The following is a 22,198-nucleotide window of genomic DNA, read 5'->3' on the forward strand; positions in this document are numbered from 1 at the left end:
GATACACGGTTGACAACAAAGGTAATGTTAAAGCTACCGTTCCTGGCCCTCTCAGTACCTACGGCAGCTATTCGAGCAAGCAGAAAATTCACACAAGGCTGAAATTGGCGTCAGGGCGCCATTGGGACCTGTCAACGTCAGGGTTGGAGTCGGATCTGAAAGCAAAGGAGATATGCTCGATCCAACCAATATTGCCGGCCCGACGGAGATCGCACCCGGGTTGCACACAGACATAAAGCGTCTCGGGACCGTTGATGAGAACAGGTTTCCGCAATATCAGGTAGATACCTACGCTATCCTTCCAAATGGCAAGAAGTTGCCTATTCGAAGTGATGTGGTCTCAATTCCACCGGGCACGCCAGAGAAGGTCCTTTTCGGCGATATAGATCGGAGGGGTCCTGGTTCCGTTCCGGTCCAGGACGTTCTCGATGCCATGGAGAGAGAGGGAGCTAAGGACCCTCATCTGTTTGACGGATTGCCTGGCATAAGTCGTAATGCGTATGAAACGGACCGGTATCAACCCGCCGGCTACTACGGCGAACAAAACCCTGCCCAGGCGACGCCTGCAGGCATAAACACGACACCAGATACTCCTGTGGGACCGGCGCCGGCACCAGCGCCTCGGCCTGCCGGCTACAACGGCGAACAAAATCCTGCAATGAGCCGGCCGGACGGCGTGAACTCGATGCCTTCAGCCGGCTCCTCGGGGGGAAGTGTCTCCCCGGGTAGCAAAGACAGCAGTGGCGCAGGATCTTCTAAACCTGGATCAGCGAACGCGGCCATTGGCACTAACGCGCCTACGTCCGCAGCACGAGACGTTGCAAATGGACCGGGGCCTTCTACACCCGGATCAGCGAACGCGGCTATTGGCACTCACGCCAGCACGTCCGCAGCGCGCGATGCCGCATATGGCGGTGGATCTAGTCAAGGTGGCGGTAATGGCGGCAATTCTGGCGGGACCAGCGGTGGAGGTCTGGGCGGCGGCACTGGTGGTCCTAGCGGCGGAAATGTGGGTGGCGGTGGCAGTACCGGTTCACCGGGCAAGGGCGCTAGTACAGGTGGTGGGGGATTCGGTTCGGCCAGTCCCAACGGCGGAGCAGGTGGCCTGAGCCGAGGTGCGGTCGGTCCGGGCGGACAATTCGGCCACATTCCTGTAATCCTCGATCTTGCCGGTGACGGGATCAAGATCAACCAGCTATCGTCTTCCGACAAATTCATAACGGCTGATGACGGCCGCCTGCATCGCACCGCTTGGGCCGGCGCCGGCAATGGCGCGCTGTTCTATGATCCCGACAATACGGGCGTCATCACCCAGCGCAACCAGTATGTGTTCGCCGATTGGGATCCGACCGCGACCAGCGATCTCGAGGCCTTGCGTAGCGTGTTCGACACGAATGGCGACGGGGTGCTCGATGCCAGTGACACGAGCTTCTCGAAATTCAAGGCCGAGGTCGTCAATGCCGACGGGTCGATCACCGTCAAGACCCTGGCGGAGCTCGGTATCACGTCGATCGACCTGACGGCCGATCTGAACAATGTCGTCCTGCCCGACGGATCCGTCATCACCGGGCAGACGACCTTTACCAGGAGCGACGGCTCGACCGGCACGGTCGCCAATACGACGCTGAGCTATGAGGCAGACGGCTATGCCGTCGAGCAAGTGACCACAACGGACGGTTCGGGCAATCGCGTCGTCACTACCAAGGCCTATAATCCGGACGGGTCGCTGGCGCGCGAGATCGTCAGCATCACCAGTCCTGACGGCCTCACCCGCGAAATCTCATTCGACGACAATGGCGACGGCGTCGTCGACCGGGTGCAGACCATTGTGACGGTCGTCAATCCGGACGGCAGCAAGACCGAGACGCTGACCAACGAGAATGGCGGCGGCGTCCTCGCCAACAGCATGGTGACGGCCACCAGCGCCGATGGCAAGACCATCACCATTTCGCGCGATTCGACCGGCGGACAATATATCGATCAGACGGAAGTGCGGCAGACGCATACGGACGGCCATCGCACCATCCTCATCACCGATCTCAATCCGGATGGCTCGACCATCCGCACGGTCGCGACCACTATCAGCATCGACGGCTACACCAAGACCGTCTCCAGCGATCTCGACGGCAACGGCACGGCGGATGAAATCGAGACCCATACGATCGTCGTCAATCCCGATCAGAGCCGCACCGAAACGAATACGTACACCAATAATGACGGCTCGATGAGGAGCCGGGACACGATGGCAGTGAGCGCCGACGGCCGCTCGAAGGTCATCACACGCGATCTCGACGGCGACGGCGATACCGACCTCACCGAAACGACGGCGATCGTCGTCAACGGCAATGGCAGCTCGACCTCGACCAATACCGTCACCAACAATGACGGGTCACTGCGCATGTCGGTCGAGATGACGCTGAGCGTCGACGGACTGACCAAGTCCGAGACCTCCGATGTCAATGGCGACGGTGTCGACGACTATACGACGGTTGACGAGACGGTCATCAATGTTGACGGCAGCCGCGACCAGACGGTCACAACTACCAATTCTGATGGCAGCCTCCGGAGCGAGGAAGTCATCTTCATCGGCGCCGACAAGATTACTCACACCGCCCAGCGCGACACGGATGGTGACGGCACCTATGATGAGGTCGATACGGTCGTCGTATCCGGCGCCGGTATGCGCATCGCGACCGACTCGCGCTACAATGCCGATGGAACGCTGAAGGATCGCGCGGTCATGACGACCAGCGCCGACGGCCTTTCCAGCACCACCACCATCGACATCGATGGTGACGCGACGGTGGACTGGACCCGGAGCGACGTGACGGTCCGCAATGGCGACGGCAGCGCGATCCGCACCGTCGAAAACCGCAGCAACGACAATACGCTGCGTGACAAGGCCGTCTCTACGACCAGCGCCGATGGCCTGTCGACAACGATCTCAAGCGACGTCACCGGCGATGGCGTCGCCGATACGGTCGTCAGCGATGTTCTCGTACTCAATGGCGACGGCAGCCAGGTCGAGACGCTCACGACCCGCAATGCCGATACGTCGCTGCGCTCGAAGATCGTCACGGAAGTCAGCGCCAACCGCCGTTCCACCACCATTACCGCCGATGTCAATGGCGATACGAAGACCGACCAGGTCGAGACGATCGTCAAGGCCAATAACGGTACGGTGACGGATACGCTCTCCAATTACAATGCCGATGGGTCGCTGCGCAGCAAGCTGGTCTCGACGACCAGCGACGACGAGCTGTCGATGACGGTCCAGGCCGATGTCAATGGCGATGGGACCTATGACCTGACGACGACCGACGTCGTTGCCCTCAATGCCAATGGCAGCCGCACCGAGACGATCACCAATCGCAATGCCGACAATTCCGTGCGCGACACGTCCGTCGTCACGGTTAGCGCCAATTGCCTGTCCGAAACAACTCAATTCGACGCCAATGGCGACGGCACATTCGATCTTACCACCACGGATGTCATCGTCCTCAACGCCAATGGCAGCAAGACGGAGACCTTCACCCGGAAGAACGCCGACAATTCAGTCAGCAGCCGTGCGGTCACCACGGTGAGCGCCAGTGGGCTGTCGGCCACTGTCCAGAGCGACATCAATGGCGACGGCACTACCGACTTCACGACGACGGATGTGACGCAGCTCAACGCCGACGGCAGTCGGACGCGGACCATCGCCAACCGTAATGCCGACAATTCCTTGCGCGACCAGGTGGCAACGACGGTGAGCGACGACGGCCGCTCCGTATCGATCAGCCGCGACATCAACGGCGATGCGGTCACCGACCAGGCCGAGACCATCGTCGTCGCCGGCAACGGCAACATCGTCGACACGGTGTCGAACTACCGCGCGAATGGCGCATTGCGCAGCAAGTTCGTGACGACGACCAGCGCCAGCGGCCTCACCGAGACCACGCAGAGCGACTTCAATGGCGACGGCGTCTTCGACAATACGGTCACTTCCGTCGTCGAGATCAATGCCAATGGCAGCCGGACGGAGACAATCTCCGAGCGCAGTACCGATAACGGCCTGCGCAACCAGACGGTGAGGACCACCAGCATCACCGGCCTGACCGACACGCTGCAAAGCGACTTCAACGGCGACGGCGTGTTCGACCTGACCTCGACCAGCGTGACGGCGCTCAACGCCAATGGCAGCCGGGCCGAGACCTTCACCGAGCGCAATGGCGACAATTCGCTGCGCGCGCAGACCGTCAAGACGACGAGCGCCGACAAGCTCTCCGTCTCCATCACACATGACATCGACGGTGATGGCGTCACCGACCAGTCGGAAACGATCGTGACGGCGGCGACCGGCACGGTCACCGACACGGTCTCGAACTACTACGCGAATGGCTCGCTGCGCAGCAAGTTCGTCACCACCACAAGCGATGACGGGCTGTCCGAGACCGAGCAGTCCGATTTCAGCGGCGATGGCACTTATGATCAGGTGAGCACGGATGTGACCGTGCTCAATGCCGATGGCAGCAGGACCTCGACCTTCACGCTCAAGGGCGCCCAGGGCGACACCACCGAGCAGTCGGTCGTCACCACCAGCGCCACCGGCCTGTCGCAGACGATCAAGAACGATCTCGATGGCGACGGCACCTTCGACCTGACGACATCGAAGCTCATCGCCCTCAATGCCGATGGCAGCCGGATGGAAACCATAACCAGCACCGGCGCCGCGACGGGCCTGCGCGGCCAGACCGTGGCCACGACCAGCGCCAACGGTCTCAGCTCGACCGAAACGGTCGATTTCAACGGCGACGGCAAGATCGACCGGACCTCGAATTTCGCCCGCTCCACCGACAGCAGCACGGCCGAGACGATCGTCACCTATGATTCGACCGGCGCCATCAAGCAGAAGGACCTTCTGACCACCAGCGCAGATGGGCGCACCAGCGGCCTGCAACGCGACACCAATGGCGACGGGATCTATGATCGGTTCAAGACGACGGTCATCGATCTCAGCAGCAATGTCACCGAGAGCTTCTGGGACGTCGAAGCCGACGGCACGCTCAAGGACAAGATCGTGACTTTCAGCGACGCGAATGGCCTGCTGGACTTGACCACGTTCGATGTGAATGGCGACACGGTCAATGACATCCGCCGCGAGGAGGCCACCGTCCTGAATGGCGACGGCACGAGAACGGTCACCTTCTCCGAATGGATCGGCACCGCCACCTTGACCTACCGGGTCACGACGACGATCAGCGAAAACGGCTATGACAGCACCTCGCTGGTCGATGTCGACGGCGACGGCACGACCGACAAGACCGAGAGCTCGGCGACCGAATTCCTCTCCGATGGAAGCGAAGTGACCACCTGGATATGCACCTACGCCGACGGCTCGCTCAAGGAAAAGGTCGTCACCACGGTGAGCGACAGTGGCAATCATATCCGCACGACCGTCGACAAGGACGGCGATGGGGAGACCGACCGGTTGATCGATACGGTGGTTGCGGTGGATGGCAGCGAGGTCGAGACCGTCACCTATTTCGACTCTTCAGGCGTCCAGATCTCCCGCAATGTCTTCACCACCAGCGCCGACGGTCTGACGATCACCGTCGACCGCAGCACGGGTGTGCGGGAGGTTACCGAGATCTCGGCCAGCGGCAATGGCAGCTATGTGTGGACCTCGACCAACGGCGGCGCGGTCAATCTGATCTCCTCGCATCAGATCGATGCGAATGGCATCGAGACCTGGACGCTCACCGCGGGAACGACGGCCACGACCGCGACGCTCGATCAGACAGCCAAGGCCCGGTATTTCGAGGCCGCGGCGCGGATCTATGACACGGTGTTCGACCGCGATATGGACCCGAGTGAAAGAGAGAGCCTGGTCAAGTACATCGGCGATGGTGAAATCGACAAGGCGAAGCTCGCCAACGCTCTCCTTGCGCAGCCGGAGTTCACCCAGAAATACGGGACGTTGACGGATGCTTCCTTCATCAGGGAAGTCTATGAAAACGCGCTCGATCGCGGCCCCAGCCTGGCCGAGCTCGATGCTTACCTGGCAAAGCTCAGCGCGGGAACGATCACGCGCGCCGGTATCCTGGTCGAGGTCTCCGAGAGCAGTGAGCATATCGTCACGGGCAACGGCCATGCGTTGACGAACAACACCGCTTCCGGTCTCTCCACCTACACGCTCGACCACACGGTCGACGAGGAATTTGCGGCGGCCTTCGCCGACCGGCTGATCGACGGGGCCTTCGACCGCGATCCGACGGGGTCGGACATCGACAATATTTCCAACAAGCTTCTGGCCGGCACGCACAGCAAGGTCCAGCTTGCCAATGAGCTGCTCACCTCGAGCGAGTTCTCGACCAAATACGGCACCATGAGCAATGCCGAATTCGTGAGCCAGGTCTTCGCGAATGTGCTGGGCCGGATGCCGACGGCGGAAGAGAGCGCCGCATGGACGGCGCGGATCACTGCCGGCACCTTGAGCAAGGCGGAATTCCTGACGGCCGCCGTGGAAAGCCTCGACCAGCGCGCCGCCGGCACGGGCACGGGTGTCACGGTGCCGCCGCCGGGGACGAATGTCTTTGCCACGGGCACGCCGGTCGTCTTCCAGAATGGCGCCGGCGGCACGGTGACCAGCAAGTCGCAGATCCAGCTCAACGGCAACAACACGGTGACCGCGACGGATGCGGGCACGTCCGTGAGTGTGAAGGGCACCGGCAACACGCTGTCGATCAGCAGCGGGACGATCGGCGTTGCCGCGGGTGCTGCCGTGACCCTCACCGGCACGGGCAACACCGTCAATGCCGCGAATGCCGTGATCACTTCGGGGCCGTCTTCCAGCTTCACGGTCAACGGCTCGGGCAATGTCATCAATATGCGGCCCAGCGTGACGCTGACGCTGAACGATCCGCTGAATACGAGCCTCGTCTCCTACGCGGCCTCCGCCGCCGCGGTCGTGGTGAGCCTCGCCGCCGGCACGGGCAGCGGCGGCGACGCCCAGGCCAACAGCCTGACGGGCGTGCGCAACGTCACAGGCTCCGCCTTCAACGACACGCTCACCGGCAGTGCCAATGCCAATATCCTCAATGGCGGCGATGGCGATGACACGCTGGCCGGCGGCGCCGGCGCCGATGCGCTCAATGGCGGCAATGGCAGCGATACGGCGAGCTATGCGGGATCAGCCTCGGCGGTCACGATCAATCTCGCCACAGGCACCGCGTCCGGCGGCGATGCGGCGGGCGACACATTTGTCAGCATCGAGAACCTTACCGGCTCAGCCTTCAATGACAGCCTGACCGGTGATGCCAATGCCAACCGGCTCGAGGGTGGGGCAGGGGTCGATACTCTCAATGGCGGCGATGGCGACGATGTGCTGAAGGGTGGCGCCGGCGGCGACACGCTGATCGGCGGCGCGGGAGCGGACACGGCCGATTATTCGGGGTCGGCAGCCGTCACCATCAATCTCGGCACGAGCACCTATTCCGGCGGCGATGCGGCAGGGGACAACCTGTCCGGCATCGAGAACGTGACCGGCTCGTCTAACGCGGACACCATCACCGGCAACAGCAGCGCCAATCTGCTCGATGGCGGCGCCGGCAATGACACGCTCAATGGCGGCGACGGTGATGATACGCTGAAAGGCGGCGCTGGAACCGATAGTCTGACGGGCGGCAACGGCTCCGACACGGCGCTCTATTCCGGCTCGGCGGCGGCCGTCACGGTCAGCCTGGCGGGCGGCAGCGGCAGCGGGGGTGACGCGTTAGGCGATACGTTCAATAGCATCGAGAACCTCACCGGCTCGGCTTTCGGTGACACCCTCACGGGCGACGCGAATGCCAATAGTCTCGACGGCAGCGACGGCAATGACACGCTGACCGGCGGGGCAGGCGCCGACACCTTGATTGGCGGCGCCGGCAGCGACACGGCAAGCTATTCGGCCGCGAGCGCCGGTGTGACGGTCAATCTCGCGACCAATACGGGCACGGGCAGCGATGCCGCCGGCGATAGTTTCTCAGGGATCGAGAACGTCACCGGGTCGGCTTTTGTCGATTCCCTGACCGGCGATGCCAACAGCAACATCCTGACCGGCGGCGCCGGCAACGACACGCTGGACGGCGCCGACGGCGACGACGAGCTCATTGGCGGGGCGGGGGCTGACATTCTGATCGGCGGCGCCGGCAGCGACACGGCGAGTTACGCGGCGGCGGCCGCCGGCGTGACGGTCAACCTCGCGACCAACACGGCCACGGGCAGCGATGCCGCCGGCGATACGTTCTCGAGCGTCGAGAACATCGCGGGCTCGGGCTTCGTGGACATTCTGACCGGCGACACAAATGCCAATATCCTGTCCGGTGGAGCGGGCAATGACATACTGAGTGGCGGTGATGGCGACGATACGCTCAAAGGCGGCGCCGGGGCGGACGGCCTGACGGGTGGCGCGGGCAATGACACCGCCGACTATGCGGCCTCGGCAGCAGCCGTGACGATCAATCTCTCGACCGGGACGGGAACGGGCGGCGATGCGGCGAGCGATACCTTGTCGGGCATCGAGAATGTCACGGGATCCTCGTTCAACGACACGCTGACGGGTGACTCCAATGCGAATGCGCTTGCCGGCGGCAGCGGCAATGACACGCTGAATGGCGGGGCAGGCGCTGATAGTCTCGCCGGTGATGCAGGCGTCGATACGGCGAGCTATGCCGGTTCCACGAATGGCGTGACCGTCAACCTCTTGACCGGCGTCAATACGGGTGGCGATGCCCAAGGCGATATCTTGACCGGTATCGAGAATCTCACCGGCTCCGCCCAGAACGACAGCCTGACGGGCGATGCGGAAGAGAACACCCTCAGCGGTGGCGATGGCAACGACGTGCTGGAAGGCGGCGCGGGCGATGACACGCTGATAGGCGGTGCCGGGAACGATACGGCCAGCTATGCGGGGTCGGCCTCCGGCGTGACCGTGACGGTGAACTCGGACGGCGACGACGGCGATGCCGAAGACGACGAGCTTTCCGGCATCGAGAACCTGCTCGGCTCTGCGCATGGTGACACGCTCACGGGCGATTCAGCCGCGAATACGCTCGATGGCGGCGTTGGCGATGATGTTCTCAAGGGGGCGGGCGGTGCCGACGTTCTGATCGGCGGTGCCGGCATCGATACGGCAAGCTATGCCGGGTCGGCATCGGCGGTCACCGTCAATCTCTCTACGGGTGCAGGCTCCGGTAGCGATGCGGCAGGTGACAGCCTGTCCGGCATCGAGAATGTCACGGGATCCTCATTCAATGACACGCTCACGGGCAATAGCGCCGCTAATCTTCTCAATGGCGGGTCCGGAAATGACACGCTCAATGGCGGAGCCGGGGCTGATGAGCTGGTGGGCGATGCGGGAACCGACACGGCGAGCTATGCGACATCGACGGCCGCCGTCACGGTCAACCTCCTGGCGGGCATCAACCTCGGCGGTGACGCCGAAGGCGACAAACTGACCGGCATCGAGAACGTGACCGGTTCTGCCCATGCCGATACGCTCACCGGCGATGCCGCTGCCAATACGCTGAATGGCGGCGACGGCAATGATACGCTCGCCGGCGGTGTCGGCGCGGATGTGCTGACGGGAGGCAACGGATCCGATACCGCGCTCTATGCCGGCTCCTCGGTGGCAGTGACCGTTAATCTCGCCAGCGGAACCGGCACGGGTGGCGATGCGCAAGGCGACACTTATTCGAGCATCGAGAATGTAACCGGATCGGCCTTCGACGACACAATCACCGGCAGTTCGAGCGCTAATATCCTGAATGGCGGCGCAGGGGACGACAAGCTCACCGGCGGCGGCGGTGCCGACACCCTCATTGGCGGCATCGGCGTCGATACGGTAATCTATACGGGCTCGAGCAGCGCGGTGACAGTCAATCTCGCCACTGGCGTCGGATCGGGCGGCGATGCCGCAGGCGACACGCTTTCGGGCATAGAGAACATCACGGGTTCGGGCCAGAATGACACGCTTACGGGCAATGCCGTGGCGAATGTGCTTGAAGGTGCCGCAGGCGCCGACACGCTCAATGGCGGCGATGGCGACGATACGCTGAAAGGCGGTGCGGGCGCCGATGTCCTGGTCGGCGGGAGCGGTAGCGACACCGTCGACTACAGCACGTCGGGCGCAGTGACGATCAACCTTGCGACCGGCGCAGCTTCGGGCGGGGAGGCGGCCGGCGACACGTTCTCCGGGATTGAGAATGTCATTGGCACGGACGGCGGCGACAACATCACGGGTGATGCCGGAAACAACACCCTCTTTGGCGGCGGAAACAACGATGTCCTGAATGGCGGCGACGGCGACGACATTCTCATCGGCTGGGGCAGTCAGGACACGCTTATCGGCGGCTCGGGAAACGATACCGCGGTCTTCAACAATTATACGGACGGCATGTCGGTCAACATCGCAACCGGCGCTCTCAACATCTTCAACACGGACAATGACGACTCCATTTCGAGCATCGAGAACATCATAGCGACGCTCGGAAACGACTCGATCACCGGCAGCTCCGGTGCGAATATTCTTGACGGTGAGGCCGGCGATGACACGCTCGCCGGCGGTGCCGGTGCGGACATGCTCATTGGCGGCTTGGGCACCGACGAGGCGGACTACAGCGCTTCAGGAGCCGCGGTGACCGTCAATCTTCTGACTGGCGCAAGCACCGGCGGCGATGCGCAGGGCGATACGCTGACCGGCATCGAGAATCTCACCGGGTCCTCTCACAATGACACGCTGACGGGCGATGGCGGCAAGAACAGGCTCGATGGCGGCAACGGCAATGATACCATCGAGGGCGGTGCTGATGCCGATACGCTCATTGGCGGCGGCGGAACCGACACCGTGAGCTATGCGGGGTCAGCGGAAGGCGTTACCGTCGTCCTCAATACCGGAAGCAATAATACCGGCGGCGACGCGCAAGGGGATTCGCTGTCGGGATTCGAAAAGCTGACAGGGTCCGCCTATGCCGACACGCTTACCGGCGATGGTGGAGTCAATACGATCAATGGCGGCGATGGCGACGACAAGCTCCAGGGCCGTGGCGGCGCCGATATCCTGATCGGTGGCGCCGGTGTCGACTTCGCGGACTATACCGGATCGGGATCACTGACAGTCAATCTCGCGACCGGCGTTCATACCGGGGACGCACAAGGTGACACGTTCTCAGGCATAGAGGGTGTCATCGGAACTGGGGGCAATGACAGTCTGACGGGCAACACCGGCGCAAATTACCTTATCGGCGGCGATGGTGCCGATACCCTCAATGGCGGCGATGGCGACGATATCCTGGAAGGTGGTTTGCAGGGAGACATTATCAATGGCGGCGCCGGCATCGACACAGCCAAGTATACGAGCGGTTCGACCGTCAATCTGGCCACCGGCACGAGCACCGGCGGCGATACGCTGACCGGCATCGAGAATATACTGGGATCCGGCGGCGAGGACGAATTCACCGGCGATGCCGGCAACAATGTCCTCGACGGTGGCGATGACGATGATACGCTCAGCGGTGGTGGGGGCGCCGATACCCTGCTTGGCGGCGGAGACGATGACACGCTCAGCGGCGATGCCGGCGCCGATGTCCTGATCGGCGGCGAGGGCAGGGATACCGTCAGCTATGCCTCGTCTTCCACCGGCGTCACCATCAATCTGACGACCGGTGTAAATGCCGGCGGCGATGCTCAAGGCGACAGCATAAGCGAAGTGGAGATCGTCACCGGCAGCGCTTACGCCGACAGCATCACTGGCGACAATCAGAGCAACACGTTGAACGGCGGCAGCGGTGATGACACGCTCAACGGCGCGGAAGGCGATGATGCACTGAACGGCGGTGCGGGCGCCGACGCCATGATCGGCGGTAGCGGTACCGATACAGCCAGCTATCGGAGCTCTTCGGCCGGGGTCATCGTCAACCTTTCCACCGGCACCGGAAGCGGCAGTCATGCCCAGGGCGATACTCTATCCGGCATCGAGAATATCACCGGATCTGACGAGGCGGACATTCTTATCGGTGATGCCGGTGCGAATGTCCTGGATGGTGGCGACGACGATGACGAACTCGCAGGAGGTGCCGGCGATGATACGCTGACCGGCGGCGACGGAGATGACGATAACGACGTCTTCATTTTCTCCGGCGGCTTTGGACGCGACACCATCACCGACTTCACCGACGGCGCCGGCTCGGAGGACGTCATCGAGTTCGACAACGACGTCTTCGCCGATTTCGCCGCGGTGATGGCGGCGGCGAGCCAGGTCGGGGCCGACACCGTGATCACCTATGACAGCAACAACACCGTCACGCTCAAGAACGTGACAATGACCAATCTCCATGCGGACGACTTCACCTTCATGGCTGCATGACCCGCATGAGCTGAGCAGATTGACGGATTTGGGCTTTGGACGGCACGCCACAGTCTTCCCGCAACAAGCCGCCGCGATTGACCCTCGCGGCGGTTTTGGCGTCGTTCCGGCGCGCCTTCCTGGGCGTCGGGCTGATGAGCGGGGCGGTCAATGTGCTGGCGCTGACCGGCTCGTTCTTCATGCTGCAGGTCTATGACCGCGTCATCCCGAGCCAGAGCATGCCGACCCTCGTCGGCCTCGCCATCCTCGCTGGCCTCCTCTTCGCCTTCCAGGGTCTGCTCGAGCTCATCCGCTCGAGGCTCCTGGTGCGGCTCGGCTCGGCGCTCGATGCGAAGCTGAGCGGCCAGGTCTATTCCGCCCTCATGCGGCTCCCCTTGCGCACCAAGCTGCCGGGCGACGGACTCCAGTCCCTGCGCGATCTCGACCAGGTGCGCTCCTTCATGGCGAGCGCCGGGCCCACCGCGCTCTTCGACCTGCCGTGGATGCCGCTCTATATCGCCATCTGCTTCCTGTTCCATTTCTGGATCGGCATGACGGCGCTCCTCGGCGCCATCGTGCTCTTCTGCCTGACGCTCCTCACCGAGATGCGCACCAAAGCTCCGACCAAGTTGGCCGGCACCCATGCCGCGAGCCGCAGCGCGCTCGCCGAGGCGACCCGGCGCAACAGCGAGGTCCTGCAGGCCATGGGCTTCGGCGCGCGCATCGCCGAGCGCTGGTCGAGCATCAACCAGGACTATCTCGCCGCCCACGCCAAAGCGAGCGATGTGGCGGGCTCGCTCGGCACCGTGTCCAAGATCCTGCGCATGATCCTGCAATCGGGCATGCTGGCGATCGGCGCCTGGCTGGTGATCCTGGGTGAAGCGTCGGGCGGCATCATGATCGCCAGCTCGATCATGATGAGTCGGGCGCTGGCGCCGATCGAGCTCGCCATCGCCCATTGGAAGGGCTTCGTCTCGGCGCGGCAAAGCTGGAGCCGCCTGTCGCAGCTCCTGGCGCTGCTGCCCGAGACCGCGGCCAGCGTCACGCTGCCCGATCCGGTGAGCCGGCTTGCGGTCGAAAGCGTCAGCATCGCAGCCCCGGGCGAGCGCCGGCTCATCGTCCAGGATGCAAGCTTCGTCCTTGAGAAAGGCCAGGGCCTCGGCATCATCGGGCCCAGCGCCTCGGGCAAGTCCACTCTGGCGCGCGCCTTGGCGGGCGTGTGGCTGCCGGCGCGGGGCTCCGTCCGGCTCGATGGCGCGGCACTCGATCAATGGGAGCCTGAAGAGTTCGGCCGCCATATCGGCTATCTGCCCCAGGACGTGCAGCTCTTCGACGGCACGATCGCCGAGAACATCGCCCGCTTCGAGCCCGATGCGCCCTCCGACAAGGTGTTGAAGGCGGCCCAGACCGCGGGCGTCCATGACCTGATGGTGCATCTGAGCGAGGGCTATGACACGCGCATCGGCGAGGCGGGGTCCGCCCTTTCCGCCGGCCAGCGCCAGCGCATAGCGCTCGCCCGCGCTCTCTATGGCGATCCCTTCCTGGTCGTGCTCGACGAGCCCAATTCCAATCTCGACGCCGAAGGCGAAGCGGCGCTGACGCAAGCCATCCAGAGCGTGCGCGATCGCTCCGGCATCGCCGTCGTCGTCGCCCACCGCCCGAGCGCGCTCGCAAGCCTTGGCCAGGTGCTGGTCATGAGCCAGGGCCGCGTCCAGGCCTTCGGCGACAAGGACGAGATCCTGAGCAAGATGTCCCGGCAGAAGCCGCAGGCGCCGCCGCCTCTGAAGGTCATAACGCCTTCGGAAGAAAGTGCCGCCTCGTGACCGCCGCCGCACCCATACCGCCCGAACGTGCCATCAGGCGCTATCTCTTCGCCGGGGTTGCGACCTTGGCGGTGCTCGTCGGCGGCGTCGGCGGGGTCGCGGCGGTGACCGAGCTTTCGGGCGCCGTCATCGCGCCGGGGACGCTGGTGGTCGATTCCAACGTCAAGAAGGTGCAGCATCCTTCCGGCGGCGTGGTCGGCGCCATCCATGTGCGCGAGGGCGACAGGGTGGAAGTGGGGCAGGTGCTGGTGCGCCTCGATGAGACGGTGACCCGCGCCAATCTCGCCATCGTCGCCAAGAGCCTGGATGAGCTCGAAGCGCGGCTTGCGCGGCTCGAGGCAGAACGCGACGGATCGGCGCTGATCGCCTTCCCGGAAGAGCTCCTGGCGCGCCGCGGCGATCCCGCGGTCAAGCGCATCCTGAGCGGGGAACAATCGCTGTTCGATCTGCGCCGCGTGGCGCGGGAGGGGCAGAAATCGCAATTGCGCGAGCGGATCGCGCAGCTCACGGAGGAAGTTTCGGGCCTCACCGAGCAGCGCGAAGCCAAGCGGCTCGAGATCACGCTCATCGGCCGCGAGCTCGAAGGCATCCGCAAATTGTGGAAGAGCAAGCTCGTCTCGATCGAAAGGATCACGGCGCTGGAGCGCGATTCGGCCAGGCTCGGCGGCGAGCATGGCCAGCTCACCGCCGCGATCGCCGGCGCCCGGGGCCGCGGCAGCGAGATCGAATTGCAGATCATCCAGATCGATCAGGATCTGAGAAGCGAGGTGGCGGCCGAGATCCGCGAGATCCAGGGGCGGGTGTCCGAGCTCGTCGAGCGCAAGGTCGCGGCCGAGGACCAACTGAAGCGCATCGAGATCAAGAGTCCGCAGAACGGCATCGTGCATCAGCTCGCCGTCCATACGATCGGCGGCGTCATCCAGGCGGGGGAGCCCATCATGCTCATCGTGCCGGTCACCGACGAGCTCACCGTCGAGGCCCGGATCGCGCCACAGGATATCGACCAGGTGACGCCCGGCCAGGCGGCCACTTTAAGGCTCTCGGCCTTCAACCAGCGCACCACGCCCGAGCTCAAGGGCCTGCTCACCAAGGTGGCGGCCGACCTCACCGTCGACCAGAGATCGGGGGTGAGCTTCTATACGGCGCGCGTCGTGCTGCCGAAGGAGGAAGTGACGAAGCTCAAAGGCCTGACGCTCACCCCCGGCATGCCGGCCGAGGTGTTCTTCCCGACCGGCGCCCGCACCATCCTCTCCTATCTGGTGAAACCGCTCAGCGACCAGATCGAGCGGGCGTTCCGCGAGGAATAGCCCCCTAAATCGATGTTCTCATTTTGTTCTTGACGCCTGCGATCAGACGTGCGATTTGGGAAATATCAAAATCGGCCAATATGCGCCCGGAGTTCTCAGTTGGATAATCATTATTTCATTGTGCTGGGGCTCATCGTTGCAGGCATGGCGTTGCTCGCCAGACAATGGTCAAAGCCTTTCACGCTGTCCGCGCTTCTAATGCCCTTTCATCCTTGGCAAGGCATGTCGATGAGAGGAGGGCCTATGGCTCGTAATATCCCCATGCCGCATCCTGGCCTTGTGCTGAAAGAGGAGCTTCTCGATCCGTTGGGCATGTCGGCCCGTGCGCTTGCCAAAGATGTCCGCGTCCCGCCGAACAGGACCGATCGGTGGTTCGCAAACATGCAGGCTAAGTATGATGATTGCGCCTCGGCGGAGCGGGGTTGTTAAGGAATTGGCTGCCGCCACGTAAAAGAAAGGTGCCTCAAAAAGGGGGCTTTCCTCATCTGAAAGGTATGTTTCGTCGGGAAAGTCCGGCGTGCATTCCGTCGTTGGCCCGGTAATTTGCTTTGTTACAAAGGGTTGCGCGGATCTCGTAAGATAGAGATTCAACTGGCCGGGGACAGCCTGATGGCAGGTGGTCAAGAAATCATCCTTCGCCTGTCCTGTTCCGAATCAAATTTGATTCAAAAAAACCGGCGTTGGTTAGCGTTTGTTAACCATTTGTTATCGAATGGGTAAGAAAGATTCCATCTGGGGAAAATCAGTTCTCAGGTGTTTTCATATGACGATCAATCTCACCGTGCCGAGCTTGGCAGAGCTTAAACCACGCATCACCGTCTTCGGCGTGGGCGGCGCCGGCGGGAATGCCGTCAACAACATGATCGAGAGCCGGCTCGACGGCGTCGAATTCGTCGTCGCCAATACCGATGCCCAGGCTCTCGCCCAGAATGTCTCCGAAAGGCGCATCCAGATGGGCACCGCGCTCACCCAGGGGCTGGGTGCGGGATCGCAGCCGCAAATCGGTGCGGCCGCCGCCGAAGAGGCGCTGCCGGAAATCCTCGATCACCTGGCGGGCGCTCATATGTGCTTCATCACCGCCGGCATGGGCGGCGGCACCGGCACCGGTGCTGCTCCGGTCATCGCACGCGCGGCCAAGGAGCAAGGCATCCTCACCGTCGGCGTGGTTACGAAACCCTTTCACTTCGAAGGCGTGCGCCGCATGCAGACGGCGGAGCGCGGCATCGAGCTCCTCGCCAAGAATGTCGATACGCTGATCGTCATTCCGAACCAGAACCTGTTCCGCGTCGCCAATGAGAAGACGACCTTCGCGGCCGCCTTCGCCATGGCCGACCAGGTGCTCTATTCGGGCGTCGCCTCGATCACCGAGCTCATGACCAAGGAAGGCCTGATCAATCTCGACTTCGCCGACGTCCGCGCCATCATGAGCGAGATGGGCAAGGCGATGATGGGAACGGGCGAGGCCTCCGGCGAGAAGCGCGCCATCGAGGCGGCGGAAGCGGCGATCTCCAATCCGCTGCTCGACGATGTGTCGATGCGGGGCGCTCGCGGCCTCCTGATCTCGATCACCGGCGGACCCGACCTCACGCTTTATGAAGTCGATGAAGCGGCGACCCGCATCCGCGAGGAAGTCGACGCCGAGGCCAATATCATCCTCGGCGCCACCTTCGACGACTCGCTCGAAGGCACGATGCGCGTGTCGGTCGTGGCGACCGGCCTTTCCATCGAACAGTCCGAGCATCTCAATGATGAACCTGCCGCCGAGGAGCAGGCGCCCGCGCGTCCGGTCTTCGGCTATACCGGCAGGCAGCCTATCCCGGTGAAGAAGCCGATCCAGCCGACACCGCTTGCGGCCGCGCCGCAGGCCAGGCGCGTGGCCCCGCCGCCGGTGCAGCCGGCGCCGCAGCCCGTGCAAGAGCTCGATGAAATCGAAGAGGAGCATGAGGAAGCCGAGGTGACCCAGCAGGTCATCCAGCAGGCGCGCGCCCAGGCGGCGGCGCCCCGGATGCCGCAGGCCGAAGACTTCCCGCCGATCGCGCAACGGCAGATCGCGGCGCAGCAGAACCGCATCGAGAATATCGCCGAGCATGCCGCCAAGAAGAAGCGCGGCTTGTTCGAAAGGCTGGCCGGCGTGGGCCTCAGCCGCAAGGGTGATCTGCCGGCGCAGCCGGAAGCCGATCCAAGGACACGGCAGGAGCCGCGCATCCAGGCCGCCGAACCGCAACGGCCGCAGGTGGCGCAGATGCCGGTGACAAGCCCGGCGCAGCCCGCCTATGACGACGACCAACTCGAGATTCCGGCCTTTCTGCGCCGACAGGCCAACTAGTTAAGTTACTGCAGCACCTGGCAAAAAGCCCGGCGGTCACACTTCCGCCGGGTTTTCTGCATCTAACAGTTGGAGCGCCGCTGGAATCCCAGGTCCGGGAGGGGTAAAAAGCGGCCGATTTGGCATCTTGATCGGGAATTCGGCGATTGACTTCTGTGTCTGGTGGGAAGCGCTTTGAGCGGTTAGCAGCAGGGCTGCGCCTTGGACCTGTGATTGCCGTGACGCTGGCGCTTGGGGCCTGTTCCAGCATGTCGGACCTGCTCGACAGCGGTTCCTCGACTTCGTCGGAGGCCGCCGCTGCGTCGAGCGACGGTATAGCCCCCGATCTCGCCGCGGCCGACAAGACGGAGCCGGTGGGACCGCTCTACAACAAGGGCCTCGAGCAGATGCAGGCGGGCGAATACCGCACCGCCGCCAAGACCTTCGGCGAGGTCGAGCGCCAGCATCCTTATTCGGCCTGGGCCACCAAGGCACAGCTGATGCAGGCCTATTCGCAATATCAGCGCAATGCCTATGACGAGGCGATCAACGCGGCGCAGCGCTTCATCACTTTGCATCCGGGCCACAAGGATGCCGCTTATGCCTATTACCTGGTCGCGCTCTGCAATTATGAGCAGATCATCGACGTCAGGCGCGACCAGACGAACACCCGGAAGGCGCTCGAGTCGCTTGAGGAAGTGACCCGCCGCTATCCCGGAACCGCCTATGCCCAGGATGCCGCCGCCAAGGCGACACTGGCGCGCGACCACCTGGCGGGCAAGGAAATGGAAGTCGGCCGCTATTACCTTAAGAAGGGTTCCTATCTCGCCGGCATCAACCGCTTCAAGCGGGTGATCACCGAATACCAGAATACGTCGCACACGCCGGAAGCCCTTTATCGCCTGACCGAGGGCTATCTGGCGCTCGGCATCAGGTCGGAAGCGCAGACCGCCGCCGCGGTGCTGGGACACAATTATCCCAACAGCGCATGGTACCAGGATGCCTATTCGCTGCTCGAGAATGACGGCGTCCTGCCGCAGGAACACAAGGACTCCTGGATCAGCAAGGCTGTGAGCTCGGTCAACCCGTTCTAAAGCCCCTCCCACGGCCTAATAAGACTCAGCTATAAGGGCGCCATGCTCACGGCGCTCTCCATCCGCGACATCGTCCTCATCGAGAAGCTCGACCTCGTGCTCGAGAAGGGCCTGACCGTGCTTACCGGTGAGACGGGGGCGGGAAAATCCATCCTGCTCGACGCCTTGGGTCTGGCGCTGGGCGCGCGCGGCGACAGCGGCCTGGTGCGCAGTGGTGCGGAGAAGGGGGTCGTCACCGCCGCCTTCGCGCTGCCCAGGACGCATGCCGTCTTCGGTCTGCTCAGCCAGCAGGATATTGAAGCCGATGGCGAGCTCGTCATCAGGCGGATCCAGAATGCCGATGGTCCGAGCCGTGCCAGCATCAACGATCAGCCGGTCAGCCTCAATCTCCTGCGCCAGATCGCCGGCGCATTGACCGAGATCCATGGCCAGCATGACGATCGTGCGCTCGTCAATCCGGCCAATCACCGCCGGCTGCTCGACGCCTTTGGCGGGCTCGACGCCGAGGCGGAAGACGTCCGCCGCCTGTGGGAAGCGTTGAGCGAAGCCGAGACGCGGCTTGCCGAGCACAAGGCGCTGCTGGCGCGCTCGGAGGCCGAGCGCGATTATCTGACTCATGCGGTCGATGAATTGCGCAAGCTCGATCCCCAGGCCGACGAGGAGACCAAGCTCGCCGATCTGCGCCAGATCATGATGAATGCCGAGCAGTTCGCGGCGGCGCTGACGGAAGCCGAAGATGCCCTCAACGGCGATGGCGCAGTGGAAGCGCGCCTCAATGCCGCCTTGCGCAAGCTCGAACGGCGCAAGGACCAGGCGCAAGGGCGTCTCGACCGCATCTGCGAGGCGCTCGACCGCGTGCTCCAGGAAATGGGCGAGGCGCAGCGGGCCTCCGCCGAGGCGCTGAGGAGCTTCGCCTTCGACCCGCGCGAGCTGGAGCAGTCCGAGGAAAGGCTGTTCGCGCTGCGCGCGGCGGCGCGCAAATATAAATGTCCGGTCGATGCACTGGCGCAAATACGCGAGCGCATGGAAGGCGAATTGCAGGCGATCGCCGATGGCGGCGCCGAGCTCACGCGGCTGGAAGCTTCCTACAAGGTGCAGTGCGACGCTTTCGACGAGGCGGCGCGCAAATTGAGCGTGAAGCGCAAGAAGACGGCCCGCAAGCTCGATGATGCGGTGGTGGCGGAGCTCGCTCCCCTGAAGCTCGAGCGCGCGCGCTTCGAGACGCGCGTCGAGACCGACCATGGGCGTGGTGGCCCGCATGGCTTCGACAAGGTCGAGTTCCTGGTGGCGGCCAATCCCGGAACGCCCTTGTCGCCTTTGATGAAGGTCGCTTCCGGCGGCGAGCTCGCGCGCTTCATGCTTGCCCTTAAGGTCATATTGGCGGCCAAGGGGTCGGCGCCGACGCTCGTCTTTGACGAAATCGATACCGGCGTCGGCGGCGCGGTCGCCGATGCGATCGGCGTCAGGCTGTCGCGTTTGGCGCAAGGCCTGCAGGTTCTCGCCGTGACGCATTCACCGCAGGTCGCCGCCCGCGCCGGCAATCACATGCTGATCAGCAAGATGGAAGAAGTCGGCAAGAAGCGCATGGTGACGCGCGTGCAAGAACTCAGCGCGGCGAGCCGGCGCGAAGAGATCGCCCGCATGCTTTCAGGTGCCAAAGTAACCGAAGAAGCACGAGCCCAAGCCGACCAGCTCTTGCGCGCCAGCTCGTGATCAAAACCGCGTGTCTCGTCGGCTACTATAGCACCGACTCGGTGCAATTAGGAACAAAGCATTCACTGCACTTTTATCTAAGGCGCTTCCCAAGTCTGTAGTGGCTTGGCGAGAAGCGCTCATGGAACATTACGACTGCAGTCGTGATGTCCATGGACACAGGATAGCCACCATGATGTGTTTCCATCGACAAAGGACAACCATCTTGGCTGTTCACAGTAGAGGAGATAACTTTGATGTGCGACTATAGTCTGCATCACGTCGCCTCTCGTCCCGCAAAAGTCGGTGACAAGCTGGTAACGTCTGCATTCGACAGCTCGACGACACATGGCTTCTGTGCCGTCGGTGAACCAAATGTGGCTGTATGCCTTCGTCCGGGCACGGAACTTGCTTTCGACAATGACATCGAAAGCAACCAGGCCACGCTCGGGGGGCTCGGCATGGAGATCGGAGAGCTCGGCGGCAAGGTCGCCCGGTTCACCCAGGTCGACATGGATCGGCCGGCCGCCTATCACGATGCGCTCGAATTTCCGAACGGCAAGATCGTGCTGGTGACCCGTCTGCGCAAAGGACAAGTCGCGACTGTCCTGCAGCTGCCCGCCACCGATCAGCCTGGCCATGTGGAGAAGGAAGCCGCACCGGCGCCGGAATTCATCGGCTGACGCTGATATGCTTGGCGCGTGACCGGAAAAGGGGCGTGAGCCGTTCCCTCCGATTGCGCGCCAAGACCAGGAATACCTGATCTTGTTGCTTCAGGCCCTTTCGATCCAAGGCGAGCCAGATCATAGGTTGAGCTGATAGCTCAACGGCAACCTTGCCGCTTTCCCCAGTCGCTATCGACATGTCAGGACCCCTCGCCGCCGCGGCAGTATGTGACGGTCGGCCATCGCTCTTGACTGACTGATTCTTAAGATATATCTTAAGAATCAGTCACAAGTCATATCAAAGGATATATCTCATGTTTGGACGACATCACGATCATTGGGGACGCCATGAAGGGCGTCATGATTGCTCGCCGCGCGGGCGATGGGGACGCGGCGGCCGCGCCGATGATGAAGGCGGCTTCGGCCGCGGCGGGTTCTTTGGCGGGCGAGGGGGGCGGATGTTCGGCCACGGCGACCTCAGGCTGGTGCTGTTGGCGCTCATCGCCGAGAAGCCCCGGCACGGCTATGACCTGATCCGCGCCATCGAGGAGAAATTCGGCGGCGCCTATGCCCCAAGCCCCGGCGCCGTGTACCCGACGCTGACGCTCCTCGAAGAGCAGGACTATATCGTCGCCGAAGCCCAGAGCGGCACCAAGAAGCTCTATCAGATCACCGAGACGGGGACGGCCTTCCTCGAAGAGAATGCGGTCGCTCTCAAGGGCATCCAGTCGCGCATGGATCTTGCGGCACAAGCCTTTTCGATTCATTCCACGCCGGAAACGGTGCGCGAGGCGGTGAGAACCCTGAAGCAGGCGCTTCACATGCGCCGGGGTCCATGGAGCCCTGAGGAAGCCGAAAGGGTGCGCAAGCTCATCGAGGCGACGGCACGTCAGATCGTCGGCGGCGGCGACCATTAGGCACGCGGCGCATCGGCTCTTTGCGATGCGC

The 22,198-nt window shown here is 63.2% G+C and carries 9 protein-coding genes; all 9 read left to right on the top strand.

Going from position 1 to position 22,198, the window contains the following annotated elements:
• Nucleotides 1-1,009 precede the first annotated feature (1,009 nt).
• The 9 genes from DS839_RS00140 to DS839_RS00180 all read left to right on the top strand — a co-directional run bounded on the left by DS839_RS00140 (nt 1,010) and on the right by DS839_RS00180 (nt 22,167).
• Entirely contained in the window at nt 1,010-12,385 is an 11,376-nt protein-coding gene (locus DS839_RS00140) for a DUF4214 domain-containing protein (RefSeq protein WP_119268260.1), read from the top strand.
• Between the two features lie 35 nt (nt 12,386-12,420).
• Nucleotides 12,421-14,187 carry a type I secretion system permease/ATPase gene (locus DS839_RS00145; RefSeq protein WP_368910958.1) on the top strand — a complete coding sequence of 589 codons (1,767 nt, stop codon included), beginning with the start codon at nt 12,421-12,423 and terminating at the stop codon, nt 14,185-14,187.
• Nucleotides 14,184-15,494: an HlyD family type I secretion periplasmic adaptor subunit gene (locus DS839_RS00150; RefSeq protein ID WP_119268261.1), complete on the top strand. Its 1,311-nt coding sequence runs from the start codon at nt 14,184-14,186 to the stop codon at nt 15,492-15,494. Before DS839_RS00145 ends, DS839_RS00150 begins: the two co-directional genes overlap by 4 nt.
• Before the next feature lie 99 nt (nt 15,495-15,593).
• Nucleotides 15,594-15,923: a helix-turn-helix transcriptional regulator gene (locus DS839_RS00155; protein WP_119268262.1), complete on the top strand. Its 330-nt coding sequence runs from the start codon at nt 15,594-15,596 to the stop codon at nt 15,921-15,923.
• 334 nt (nt 15,924-16,257) lie between these two features.
• The gene (gene ftsZ / locus DS839_RS00160; protein WP_119268263.1) at nt 16,258-17,820 is read left to right on the top strand and encodes a cell division protein FtsZ; all 1,563 of its coding nucleotides are present in this window, start codon (nt 16,258-16,260) and stop codon (nt 17,818-17,820) included.
• Nucleotides 17,821-18,038: 218 nt separating this feature from the next.
• Nucleotides 18,039-18,893, top strand: a complete 855-nt coding sequence (locus DS839_RS00165; RefSeq protein WP_438816470.1) for an outer membrane protein assembly factor BamD — start codon at nt 18,039-18,041, stop codon at nt 18,891-18,893.
• 42 nt (nt 18,894-18,935) lie between these two features.
• Nucleotides 18,936-20,606: a DNA repair protein RecN gene (gene recN, locus DS839_RS00170; protein WP_119268265.1), complete on the top strand. Its 1,671-nt coding sequence runs from the start codon at nt 18,936-18,938 to the stop codon at nt 20,604-20,606.
• A gap of 236 nt (nt 20,607-20,842) precedes the next feature.
• A complete protein-coding gene (locus DS839_RS00175; protein ID WP_162918184.1) occupies nt 20,843-21,268 on the top strand; it encodes a hypothetical protein in 426 nt (141 codons plus the stop codon).
• A gap of 296 nt (nt 21,269-21,564) precedes the next feature.
• On the top strand, nt 21,565-22,167 hold the full coding sequence (locus tag DS839_RS00180) for a PadR family transcriptional regulator (protein WP_162918185.1): 603 nt from the start codon (nt 21,565-21,567) through the stop codon (nt 22,165-22,167).
• Nucleotides 22,168-22,198 lie beyond the last annotated feature (31 nt).

It is taken from the genome of Taklimakanibacter deserti (genome assembly GCA_003574785.1).

Excerpts from the sequence above, each read along its gene's own strand:
- ftsZ (WP_119268263.1), top strand. The coding sequence starts at position 16,258 with ATGACGATCAATCTCACCGTGCCGAGCTTGGCAGAGCTTAAACCACGC.
- recN (WP_119268265.1), top strand. The coding sequence starts at position 18,936 with ATGCTCACGGCGCTCTCCATCCGCGACATCGTCCTCATCGAGAAGCTC.
- DS839_RS00175 (WP_162918184.1), top strand. The coding sequence starts at position 20,843 with ATGTGCGACTATAGTCTGCATCACGTCGCCTCTCGTCCCGCAAAAGTC.
- DS839_RS00180 (WP_162918185.1), top strand. The coding sequence starts at position 21,565 with ATGTTTGGACGACATCACGATCATTGGGGACGCCATGAAGGGCGTCAT.